Source organism: Eisenbergiella sp. OF01-20 (genome assembly GCF_003478085.1).
Taxonomy (GTDB): domain Bacteria; phylum Bacillota; class Clostridia; order Lachnospirales; family Lachnospiraceae; genus Eisenbergiella.
Genome location: NZ_QUES01000011.1, coordinates 21,985 through 34,368, shown reverse-complemented (window position 1 = coordinate 34,368; position 12,384 = coordinate 21,985). Strand labels below are relative to the sequence as shown.

The window sequence follows — 12,384 nt, the reverse complement described above, 5'->3', positions numbered from 1 at the left end:
TATCTGCCTTCACTTTCTTATTCAAATTTTATTTCTTCAATCAGGTGCATACGGCGGCTTTTCCAGACAGGGACAGCGGAGCCGATCAGTGTCACCAGGATTCCCATCAGTCCGGCTGTCAGAAAGTCGGAGGCTTCCAGACGGGGGGACATGGAAATTTTCGGACCGGCTGCGAGAAAGATTGTCTGTATTTCCTGCCAGGAGATAACCATAGCGAGCAGGGCGCCCAGCAGACCCGAGGAGAACCCTTCCAGCAAGGTCATAATCAGGTTTTGGCGGCAGCTTAAACCTACGGATTTATACATGGCGATGACACGCCGTTTCTGCATATAGTTGATCAGCAGGTTGTTGATCACGCCTACGGCAGCCAGAAGCAGAATAAAATAGGTCATGCTGTGCATGGGCTGCAGGAAAGCGCCGACGGTGGAAAGCGCGTCCGTATTGAATTCCTCCACCGTCCGGCTCCAGTTGGGAGTGTCGGCGAAAAGGCTGCGTATCTGTACCATGACGGCTTCAGGATCGGCAGCGGTATAGGCGAGGAAGCCATAAGCCGGAGGGGTGAAATCGGCGGCGGCACAGGCGGAGGGAATGACGGCTTCCACATCGGTTGCCCTGGATTGAAAGCTTCCCGCCACGGTATAGTCTTTCTGTACGTTTCCGTCGGACAGGGTTATGGTGTCTCCTGCACAGAAGCCGGTGCGCTCCATACAGTCCTTGCTCAGAAGGATGGCACGGCCGGAACCGAAGGCGTCAACCGCCTGTTCTTTTTTATCCGGATCGGTATAATGAATGGCGAACATGGCGTTGTATAATTCCAAATCCGGAGCGGCTTCCAGGCGGGAAAATGAGTGGCCGTTTCCCTGCAGCTGCTTGTCAAAAACATACAGAGGCAGGACATCCTCCACTCCGCCCATGGCTTTCACCGCATCCACAAAACCCTGATCCATGGTCCCGTCCGCAAAACCCTCCAACGCGGCGCCGTTGAAAACATCGCTTACATAGGTGGTTACAAAGTTTCCCACAACCTGGATGGCAATGACGGCGGATATGCTGATGAACAGCAGCGTGACATTCTGGGTGATATTTTTGTTGTCCCTCATATTTCTGGCAGCGAGCCGGCCTTCATTTCCGGGAAGGAAACCATAGAGGAATTCCAGTAACCGGGAAGCCGCATTGGTCAGCATCGGGACAAGCATGATTGCCGCACAGAGCAGTCCCAGCAGAGATAGGGCACCCGCCGGATAAAGCAGGTTATCGGGGGCTGCTTTGGGCAGCAGGATGGAAAGAAGAAACAGGCCGGCACCTATAAGGAGCAGCAGCGGGCGGGACACCTGTTTTTCTTCCACGGTTCCAAGCACCACTTCTTTTACCGGCAGGCGGCTCGCCCTGTGTACCGGCAGCCAGGCGCTCAGAAGGGAGATGATAACGGCTACGGACAGGGAACAGAGGATGCCCGCAGGGGATATCACCACCGGTATGGCGATGCCCTGGGAAAGGGTTTCGCCCATGCCCTGCAGCAGAAAACGCAGAACCAGGATGCCGCAGGGTATGCCAAGCAGCCCTCCGGTAAAGCCGTACAGGAGGCTTTCCAGCAAAAGGATACCGGAGACCGCTTTCCGGGTGGCGCCGATGCTGCGAAAGGTGCCGATAACGGGCAGGCGGTCCAGGGTAATAACCTTATAGCTGCTGAAAATGAGGAAGATACTCATGGTGAGAGAGAAGAAGCTGATCAGGAAAAAGGGCATGGATTTCTGCCTCGCTTGTGCGGCGACGCTGGTTTCATCCACCACCTCGGTTACCTGATACAAGCCGTCAGGAAGGGCTGCCTCCAGTTCCTGCTTCAGGGTTTGTGCAGGCACCCCATCCGAAGGTTCCACCAGGATCCGGCTGCAGCCGTCTCCCGCACCAAGCAGCCCGGCCAGGGTGTCCATAGGAAGAAGGGCGGTGGCTCCTCTTGTGTGACGCAGAAAAACGGTATCGTAGGCAGCGATATCCGCCACTTCCAAGCTCACGGCTTCTCCTTTCAGCTGCACAGTGATGGTATCTCCTTTTGCAATCCCATATTTGGAAGTAAAACGGTCAGGCAGCAGGATACGGTTTCCGGTAAAACCGGAAAGCTCTTCACCGCTTACCAGGCGGGGCGGATTGATTTCGTTCAGCTGCTCCAGAGGTGCGGCTACCAGATCAATGGTTTCGAAATAGCCATTTTCCTGATAGAGGGCCGCGGCCTCCAGGATTTCCACGTCTGCCCGGACAGAAGGGAGATCGGGGATGGCGTCAGGCGCGGTAAAGCCGGCAGGATCGGATGAGGCAACGGACAGAACGGCGCTGCCGGCCATTCCCCGGGCCATTTTCCGCTGGGCGCTTTCATAGGATGCACCGATGGAAAAAGACACAAAAAGCAGCATGGAGGACAGCAGGATAGAAAGCAGCATGACCACGGTACGCATTTTTCGTTCCTTTACGTTGGTGAGAATGTATTTCCATATAACAGGCAAGGTTGCACCTCCTTACGATGCGAAAAAAGGTTGACGGTTATCATAGGAACATGATAAACGGCCAACCTTAACTACATTTTCAGGCAACCTTAATTAACCTTAAGACAAGGGGAAACAGATACGGAAAGAGGTTCCTTCCTCCGGACGGCTGGAAACGGAAATGGTGCCGCCGTGCAGTTGTACGATGTTTTGAGCGATGGCAAGCCCCAGGCCGCTCCCTTCCGGTTTTGCACCGGCACCGGTCCCCCGGTAATAGCGGCAGAAGACGTTCTCCAGATCTTGTTCGGGAATCCCCCTCCCGTCGTCGGATACAAGGATAAGTTGGGTATTGCCCTCCCTGCTGATATGCAGGGACACCTGGGTATCCGGCTCACCATGGAGAAAGGCATTCAGGATGAGATTCCGGAACGCTCTGGTAAGGAGAGTGGAATCAAAGGAAAAAAGGAGCGTATCCCCGGCGGTCTCAAAGTGGATAAGGCGCTGCTCATATTCGGGGGTGTTCAGGATGTCGATGACCAGTTCCCGGAGAAAACGGACCAGGTTCTGCTCTTCCTTCTTTAGAGGGATCATGCCATTTTTCAGCTGGTAGGTCAGCTTCAGATCATCGATGAGGGTTTCCATATACGAAGTGTTTTTCAGGATGATCCGCGCATATTGCCGGCGCTGCTCCTCTTTGAGCGGGGAGCCGTCCTGCATAAGCTCCGCATAGCCCCGGACAGGGGAGAGGGGCGTTTTCAGGTCATGGGTGATATTGGCTATCCATTCCTCCCTCATGGTATCGGTCTGCTCCCGCAGCCGGTCACCGGCACGGATTTCCCGATCCAGGGCGTTCAGGCTGTCATAGAGATCACGAAAGGCGCCCCCGCTTTTTACCGGCAGGTAGCTGCGGGTTGCAATTTCCTCCACGGAGACGGTCAGCCGCTTCATACTATGGGTGGTAAAGACACCATAAGCAAGCCCCGAAAACAGCACAACGAGAAAAAGCACGCCGGCAGCAGTCAGGATAACCGTTTTTCCGCCGGTGAACCGCAGCCCGTTCAGATACATGGTGGTTTTGGAAACTTTCATGGGAAAATGGAGGAGATAACAATAGTCCCTGCCGTTTTCCGATACCGAAGCGGCGAAACAGCTGCCCTGCCCCTCCCGTATCCGTCCTTCTCCGGAAAGCAGCAGCAAATCCGGGGCAGAATAGATGTCAGGCGCCTGCTCCGGCTTCCGGAAGCTGTAAAGCTCCCGGCCGGATTCGTCCAGGATCTGCAGCCCGACGCCTTCTTCCTGCAATAGCCTCATTCCCGCCTGACGCAGCTGCGGCTGTCCGTCCGAAATAACGATCTGCTCCCGGAACTGTTCCGTAAACGCGGCGGGCCAGTCACTCCTTACCAGAGTCCCATCCGGCCTGCGCAGCGAAAAGAGCAGGAAAAATAGTACGAATGCCGCCGCCAGCGCCCCTGTAAACGACAGGAAAAAAATCAGGTAAATATGAAAAACCGTACGGTAACCGGAGCTGTTCATCTCGCCTTATCCCATCCTTTTCTTTAACTTATAACCCAGTCCCTTTACCGTAACAAGCTGCCGTGGATCAGAGGGCGTGTCCTCTATCTTTTCACGCAGATGCCGGATGTGGACCATTATCGTATTGTCACAGATACTGCTGTATTCCCCCCAAACCTGCTCATAAAGCTGTTCCTTACTGAGAATCCGGTCCGCATGCTCCATCAGACAGGCCAGCAGCAGAAATTCCCGTCCTGTCAGGCACAGTTCCCGCCCTTCCTTATAGGCACGTCCGCTTTCTCTGTCCAGAGTCAGCGGGCCTGCCGCCAGAAGACCTGTGTCCCGGGAAGAAGCGGACTGATACTGCTGCCTCCTCAGCTGCGCCCTGACACGGTAAACCACCTCCCGCGGGCTGAAGGGCTTGGTAATGTAATCATCCCCTCCGCAGGCCAGTCCCAGGATTTTATCAATATCATCGTTCCGTGAAGAAAGGAAAAGAACAGAACAATAAGAAAATTCCCGTATTTTCTTACAAACCTCCAGGCCGTCCAGATCTGGAAGCATCACATCCAGAATCACAATATCCGGACAAAATTCCCTGCACATCCTGATGGCGTCCATCCCGCAATATGCCTTCTCCACACATGAAAACCCATCCTTCCCCAAAACCTCTTCCAGCAGATCCACAATATCCTTTTCATCATCCACAAGCAAAATCCTGCCGTCCATAGAAATCGTCGCTCCTTATTCCCGCGGGTTAACTGAAGGCATCAGGAAAAAACTCCTGCGCCTATGCCTTCGGCTGCCTCTCAATTATATCCGTTTCTCACTGCGGAGAACACCTATTTTTTGTGTTTTTTATATACCGCCTGCAACATAACATAATATCAATCCTCCCGTGATACATTTTTTATAGATATTTCCCGTGAAAAATGATATGATTAACCCGGTTCATCCTGTACCGGGACCGGACAGGAAAAACACAAGGACAGCGGAGGAAACCGAGAATATGCTTAACCGGACAGATATCCGTCGGGAATGTCATAAGGGCACCTTTCAAAAAGGGGAAGAATTAAGCCGGAGAGGATCCGTGCGAAACCTTAACTGGACAAAGGAAAAAGAAGACGGCTTCGAAGTGGTTTCTATGAAGGCCGGTGTGAACGGCAGCCATGGAAACCTTTATGAAGTGAAAATTAAAATAGATGAAGACTACAGGGAGATTCTGGAATACGAGTGTGAATGCCCTGCTTTTTATAATTATGCGGGGCTGTGTAAGCATTGCACGGCTGTCCTGCTTACGTATCTGGATATGCGTAAGGCCGGTAAGACGGTATCAGGGGCCGTGCCCGTGAGCAGGGCGCAGATTCCCTCCGTCCGCGCCACGACCTATGGCTTTGACGGAATACTGGGGCAGTATATGATGCGGGACAAGGTGAACCTGATGCAGCAGGAAATCCTGGGAAAAGTACGGCTGGAACCTTTTTTCCAACTGGTTGGAGGGGTCATGAAGGTGGAATTCCGGATAGGGATCACAAGGATGTATGTGCTGAAAAACATCGGGGATTTTGTAAATGCGGTTGCCCGCAATGAACGGGTGAACTATGGAAAGGAACTGGAATTCTACCATCATCCCGAGGCGTTTGCACCGGAGTGCAGGCCGATGGTACGGTTCCTGCAGTATACGCTTCTCAAGGGCAGCAGCTATATGGGGAATTATCTGTCTGCCGTATACAAAAGAGAGCTGACCATTACGGGGGATTTGGCGGACGATTTCCTGGAAGCTGCTGAAAATGCCCCTCTTTCCGGTATGACGGAGGATGGGGAAAGCTGTGAATGGGAAATCAGGGAAGGGGAACCGGAACGGCTTCTGGAAATCTATGGGGACAAAGCCGGGATTTCCATAAAGCTGCAGCGCATGTCCCTTATGACCGGAAAACGATACGCCTGTTTTTTTGACGGCGGGATTATCTGGAAGGCGGACAGGGAGCGGATCGAGGAGATACGGGAATTCCTTCTCTATATGGACAGCTTCGGAAAGAACGGGCTTTATGTGGCGGCGGGGGAGCTGCCGGCTTTTGTCCGGGATATGCTTCCTGTGCTCCGGGAGCATTTTTCCGTGAAAATGCAGAATTTTGTACCAAAGGAATACCTTCCGGAAGAAGTTGTATTTGAGATTTATCTGGACGCGCCTCAGAGGGATCTGCTCACCTGTGAGCTGTATTCGGTCTACGGGGAGGAAAAACACAATCTTTACGAGAATTTCAATCTGGCGGACCGGCGGGACGCCCACAGAGAGATGAAGATGGCGGGGCTGGTGGGCGGTTTTTTCAATGCTTATGATCCCGATAAGCATCAGATGGTGATTTCAGCGGATGAAGATCGGCTTTTCACGTTTCTTCAGGAGGGGATTCCCCGGCTCCAGGAGCTTTGCGATGTGTATATTTCCGATGCGGTCAGAGGCATGCGTGTGCTTCCTGCGCCCCATGTGAATGTAGGAGTATCCCTGGAGGGGGATTTGCTGGAGCTCACGCTGCAGTCGGAAGAAATGCCGGTGGATCAGCTGGTTGATATCCTGTCCAGATATGACAGGCGCAAGAAATATTACCGGCTGAAAAACGGCAGCTTTGTGGATCTGAGTGATGACGGCCTCCGCACACTGGGCAGGCTGAAACAGGATCTTATGTTAACTGATTCTGCCATAAAGGACGGCAGAGCGGAGCTTCCCCGTTACCGTGCCATGTATCTGGACAACAGCCTTAAGGAAAACAGCAGTCTTTCCCTGCAGAAAAATAAAAGCTTCCGTTCCCTTGTGCGGAACATGAAAACAGTGGAGGACAATGATTTTGAGATACCGCAGGAACTGGACAGCATTCTCCGGGGATACCAGAAGCAGGGCTTTTTATGGATTAAAACCCTGAAAGCCAACGGTTTCGGCGGCATTCTGGCAGACGATATGGGGCTAGGGAAAACCCTGCAGGTCATAGCCTTCCTCCTTTCGGAATGGAAGGAAAGCGGGGGAAAACCGGGAAAGCCCTGGCTGATCGTGTGCCCCGCTTCCCTTGTTTATAACTGGAAAAGCGAGCTGGAACGTTTTTCCCCGGCCCTTCCCGTGTACACGGCCGCCGGAAATGCCGGGGAACGGGAGGCTCTCCTGCGAAGGGCAGAGAAGGACGGAAAGGGCGTGATAATCACCTCTTATGACCTTCTGCGGCGGGATGTCCTGCTTTATGAAAAAGTAAGCTTTGCCTGTGAGGTAATAGATGAGGCCCAGTTTATCAAAAACCATGCCACCCAGGCATCCAGGGCGGTAAAACAGATCACCGCGGACTTTCGGCTGGCCCTCACCGGTACGCCGGTGGAAAACCGTCTCAGCGAGCTTTGGAGTATTTTCGATTTCCTCATGCCGGGATTCCTTTTTTCCTACAGCCGTTTCCGGGAGGAGCTGGAAACTCCCATTGTGACCGGAAGGGAGGAAGAGACGGCGGCGCGCCTGCACCGGATGATCCGTCCCTTTGTCCTTCGGAGGCTGAAAAAGGATGTGCTCACGGATCTGCCGGATAAAATCGAGAAACATATGGTGGCTGTTCTGGAAGGGGAGCAAAGCAGCCTGTATGATGCCCATGTACAGCGGCTTCTGGCAATCCTTTCCAAACAGACGGAGCAGGAATTTGCCGGCGCGCAGATCCAGGTGCTGGCAGAGCTTACCAAGCTGCGGCAGATCTGCTGCGATCCGGCCCTGTTGTTTGAAGGCTATGCGGGAGACTCGGCCAAGACCCGGCTTTGCATGGAGCTGATACGCAATGCGGCGGAGGGCGGACATAAAATCCTGCTTTTTTCCCAGTTCACCTCCATGCTGGAACGGCTGAAACAGGGGCTGCTTCAGGAGAAAATCAGCTTTTATGCCCTGGACGGAAGTACCCCGAAGCTGAAACGAATGGAGCTGGTGGAACGCTTTAACAAAGATGAAACCCAGGTGTTCTGCATATCTCTGAAGGCGGGGGGAACCGGGCTGAATCTGACGGCGGCGGATATTGTCATCCACTTTGATCCCTGGTGGAATGCGGCGGTCCAGAACCAGGCCACCGATCGGGCGCACCGCATCGGCCAGAAGAATGTGGTGACGGTATACAAGCTGATTGCCAAAGGGACGATAGAAGAAAAGATCGTGGAGCTTCAGGAGAAAAAGAAAGAGCTGGCAGACCAGATTCTGGGAGGAGAGGAAATGGGAACGGCCTCCTTTACCAGGGAAGAGCTGATGGAAATTCTGCGTGTCTGAACAAGTAAGGTTTTATTGCTGTTCACGGCCCCTTGTGCCGCCGCCCTGTGGTTAGGAAACTGCCGTGACAGCTCCTAAGGAAAGAGAGGAAAAAAATGAAGGATATGCTGCTTTGGTATCAAAAAAGCGCCCGGTGCCAGGAAGAGAGCCTGCCTATCGGAAACGGCAGCTTCGGGGCCATGATTATGGGAGGCGTCGGGGAGGAAGTCCTGGGACTGAATGAAGAAAGCCTGTGGTCGGGCTATTATCAGGATAAGAATAACGAAAAGGCCGCGGCCTGCCTGGAGGAAGTGCGCAGGCTTGTTTTTTCCGGGAAAAACAAGGAAGCGGAACGGCTGATTCAAAATAATATGCTTGGAGAATACAACGAGTCCTATCTGCCCCTGGGGAATCTGCTGCTGCAGTTTGCCCGGGAAGGCGGCGGTGGGGAAAACGCAGAGGCATACAGGAGGGAGCTGGATCTGGAACGTGCGGTGGCCCGGGTTTCCTACACCTGCGGCGGAGTGAAATATGAACGGGAATATTTTGCCAGCTACCCGGCAAAGGCTATTTTTGTCCGGCTTACGGCGGACAAACCGATCCTGGGTTTTACTGCATCCTTTGACTCCCGGCTGTGCGTTTCGGTGAAGGCGGAAAACCGTGCGCTGCAGATTACGGGACAGTGCCCGGAGCATGTGGATCCCTCTTATGTCCCCCTGCGGGAGAATTCCGTCATCCAGGGAACCCGGGGAATGCATGTGGAGGCGGCGGTCCGTGTGCTGGACTGCGACGGCCGTATCACAGAAGAGGGAGACAAGCTCCATATCGCGGAAGCCTCCCGCTGCGTACTGATGCTTTCTGCTATGAAGCGGGAGACAGCAGGGGAAAATGCAGATTATGAAACCCTGAAGGAAGAGCATATCCGGGATTACCGCAAGATTTATGATAAAGTGGAGCTGTATCTGGGAGAACAGAAAGCGCTTCCCACGGACGAACGTCTGGAGCGGTTGAAGAAAGGGGAAACGGATAACGGACTTTACGCCCTGTATTTCCAATATGGGAGATACCTGCTCATTGCGTCCTCCCGGAAAGGGAGCCTGCCTGCCAATCTGCAGGGAATCTGGAGCTGGGAGCTGCGTGCGCCCTGGAGCAGCAACTGGACCATTAATATCAATACCCAGATGAATTATTGGCATGCCCTGAGCTGTAACCTGGAGGAATGTCTGGAGCCGTATATCCGTTTTGTGGAAAAGGTGTGCGGGGAAGGAAAGAAAACAGCTGCAGTCAATTATCATTGCAGAGGAAGCGTAGCCCACCATAATGTGGATTACTGGGGGAACACCAGCCCTGTGGGCCTGCTCCCCGGAGAAACGGCAGGAGGAGACGGCTGTGTAAACTGGGCTTTCTGGCCCATGGGCGGAGCCTGGCTGACCCAGGAAATTTTCCGGGCCTATGAATACAGCGGGGATGAGGATTATCTTAGGGATACGGCAGCCCCCGTCATCCGGGAATCTGCGCTCTTTCTCAATGACTGGCTGGTGGAATACCAGGGGGAATGGGTAACCTGCCCTTCCACCTCTCCGGAAAACCAGTTCCGTCTACCGGACGGGCGGACCACCGGTGTAACCTATGCGTCCTCCATGGATATGGCAATCGTAAAAGAGGTGTTTACCCATTACTGTAAAGTATGTGAGATCCTCGGCATCCAGGATGCGCTTTACCACGAAATCCGGGAGAAGCTGCCCCGCCTTGCCCCTTTCCGTACGGGAAGCTTCGGACAGCTTCTGGAATGGCATGAAGAATACGAAGAGCCGGAGCCCGGGCACCGCCATGCATCCCACCTATACGGTTTATTCCCTTCGGAGCTGTTTGCCGGGGATGAAAAGCTTACGGAAGCCTGCCGGGTATCCCTTATGCACCGGCTGGAAAACGGCGGCGGCCATACCGGGTGGAGCTGTGCCTGGATCATTAATCTGTTTGCCGTACTCCGGGATGGAGAGAAAGCCTATGAATACCTGCGTACCCTGCTCACCCGTTCCACCTATCCCAACCTGTGGGATGCCCATCCGCCGTTCCAGATAGACGGCAACTTCGGCGGTACCGCAGGGATTGCCAATATGCTGGTACAGGACAGGGGAGGCAGTGTGTCGCTGCTGCCGGCGCTTCCCCGGCAGTTTCAGGAAGGCTATGTGAAGGGGCTGTGCATCAAGGGAAGAAAATGCGTGGATATCTCCTGGAAGGATGGGAAAGAGACACAGCACCGGATCTACGGGAAAGAGTAATCCGGATGCATAAAAAAAGAAAGGCGGGATATGTGCTATGAAGATTTATATTTCTGCGGATATGGAAGGAATAACCGGTATCACCCATAAAAACTTCCCAGTGCCTTGAAAAGGCACTTGCTCCTGGTAGGGAGGAGTACGAAAGGGCGAGGAAGCTTATGGCCGGTGATGTGAATGCAGCCATTGAGGGAGCCCTGCTGGCCGGCGCGGATGAAATCGTGGTAAATGATGCCCACGGTACGATGCGCAACCTGTGTATTGAGGATATCCATCCGGCGGCCCGGCTGATTTCCGGCTATCCCAAACCCCAGATGATGATGTGCGGACTGGACGGCAGTTTCGATGCCGCGGTGTTTGTGGGCTACCACAGCCGCAGCGGGACGGGCGGTGTGCTGGCACACACAATCAGCGGCGGCGTTTTTTTCAATGTCAGCTATAACGGAAAGCCGGCCGGCGAATTTGCCATAAATGCCGCTTTGGCGGGCGCCTATGGGGTGCCTGTCATCCTGGTATCCGGTGATGACTGCCTGCAGGAAGAAGTGAAGGAATGGAATCCGGCTATCGGCTATGTTACCACAAAGAATGCGATAAACCGGAGCTGCGCCAATTGTCTGCATCCTGAGACTGTCACCCGCAGCATCAAAGAAACGACGGAAAGAATGGTGAAATGCTGCCGGGAGATACCGCCGGTAAAGCTGGAGGAAGTTGATGTGGAAATCACTTATAAATTCCCCGGTTTTGCCCTTGCCGCCGCCTCCATTCCGGGAGTGGAAATGATGGATCCCATTACCAGCCGTTTCCATGCAGCGGGTCCGGTAGAAGCGGTGGATCTCCTGATGGCGGTTTCCAATGCATCCAATGTATACAGCAACGGTTTGTATTAAGGAAAAACAACGGATGCCCTGACCCGCCGCGCTTTTAACGCTCTGCGCAGTGAATGCGCAGACCTGTCTGAACGGTTGTAAAAAAAGAACCTCCGGAAGCCAGACGGCTTCCGGAGGTAAAAAAATACTGCAAAATGATAAATAACCATTCTGCAGCATTCTCTGTCAGCGTGCGCGAGAAGATTCGAACTCCCGGCCTTCTGATCCGTAGTCAGACGCTCTATCCAGCTGAGCTACGCGCACATCACGTTACGGATTAACTCCGGCAACGTTCTATATTTTACCCGATACAGCAATAAATGTCAATAGGGGTTTGGTAAAAAAATATTTTTAAGGTTACAATCCGCAACAGTTCAGGCAGGTCTGCGCATTTACTGCGCAGACCGTAAGACAGGGCATATGCCGGAAGCACGAAATTACAAAAAAATTCAGAGGATGTCAGGCAATCCTGCCTTTTCTATGAATTCCCGTATAGTTCCTGCTTTAGCCGCCTGCTTATGCCACTGATTCAAAAGCGCAAGGTCGGTTTCCGAAAGGATTTTCTCCCGCAGCCCAACCGGAATTTCACCCAGATCCTCCAGCAGATCAAGCACATCTTCTGCCTTTCCTTCCGCTTTTCCCGCATCTTTTCCAATACTGAATTCGTCGGCCCGGATTTTCTTCATTTCTTCTTCTTTGTTATATTCAAAGATTGACATGGCTATAACCTCCGCCCTCTGTGCGGATAAAAAATCCGCAAGAATATCTTCCCGGATACATTCTGTCACCGCCCGCTCCACGGCGTCCGCAATCTCCAACTCTTTGGCGTATCCCCGGATACGCTCCACAAACATACAGTATTCCCTAAGGGTTCTGCACTTCTCCATCAGCTCCCGGTTTTTCCCCAGATTAATATTAAGCATCGTTACCTTTACTTCCAGCTCGGGGGATGGGACCTTCTTTTCAAACGCATCGGACAGCTTCAGTATCCGGCT

General features: G+C 53.3%; 7 protein-coding genes, 1 tRNA gene and 1 pseudogene. 4 read left to right on the top strand and 5 right to left on the bottom strand.

The genetic code is table 11. The annotated features are described in order from the left end of the window. Positions 1–17: 17 nt before the first annotated feature. The 3 genes from DXA36_RS14330 to DXA36_RS14320 form a co-directional block, all read right to left on the bottom strand. A complete protein-coding gene (locus tag DXA36_RS14330; RefSeq protein ID WP_412250089.1) occupies positions 18–2,489 on the bottom strand; it encodes an ABC transporter permease in 2,472 nt (823 codons plus the stop codon). A gap of 108 nt (positions 2,490–2,597) precedes the next feature. Continuing rightward, positions 2,598–4,010 (bottom strand): sensor histidine kinase, encoded by a 1,413-nt coding sequence (locus DXA36_RS14325; RefSeq protein ID WP_118680229.1) that lies wholly within the window; start codon positions 4,008–4,010, stop codon positions 2,598–2,600. A 6-nt stretch (positions 4,011–4,016) separates the two neighbouring features. Beyond that, positions 4,017–4,718 carry a response regulator transcription factor gene (locus DXA36_RS14320; protein ID WP_182479075.1) on the bottom strand — a complete coding sequence of 234 codons (702 nt, stop codon included), beginning with the start codon at positions 4,716–4,718 and terminating at the stop codon, positions 4,017–4,019. Between the two features lie 280 nt (positions 4,719–4,998). Between DXA36_RS14320 and DXA36_RS14315 the strand changes: the two genes are divergently transcribed. From DXA36_RS14315 to DXA36_RS14300, 4 genes are all read left to right on the top strand, one after another. Continuing rightward, positions 4,999–8,265, top strand: coding sequence for a DEAD/DEAH box helicase (locus DXA36_RS14315; protein WP_182479074.1), 3,267 nt, complete (start codon positions 4,999–5,001; stop codon positions 8,263–8,265). Between the two features lie 95 nt (positions 8,266–8,360). Next, a complete protein-coding gene (locus DXA36_RS14310) occupies positions 8,361–10,526 on the top strand; it encodes a glycoside hydrolase family 95 protein (RefSeq protein WP_118680227.1) in 2,166 nt (721 codons plus the stop codon). Positions 10,527–10,563: 37 nt separating this feature from the next. After that, entirely contained in the window at positions 10,564–10,635 is a 72-nt protein-coding gene (locus tag DXA36_RS34410; RefSeq protein WP_118680332.1) for a M55 family metallopeptidase, read from the top strand. After that, positions 10,613–11,410: a M55 family metallopeptidase gene (locus DXA36_RS14300; RefSeq protein WP_243114669.1), complete on the top strand. Its 798-nt coding sequence runs from the start codon at positions 10,613–10,615 to the stop codon at positions 11,408–11,410. Before DXA36_RS34410 ends, DXA36_RS14300 begins: the two co-directional genes overlap by 23 nt. 169 nt (positions 11,411–11,579) lie before the next feature. Here the strand turns inward: DXA36_RS14300 and DXA36_RS14295 are convergent. Further along, positions 11,580–11,653 (bottom strand) — tRNA-Arg (locus DXA36_RS14295). Between the two features lie 185 nt (positions 11,654–11,838). Beyond that, a pseudogene (locus DXA36_RS33555) lies at positions 11,839–12,384 on the bottom strand (hypothetical protein); the annotation flags it as partial.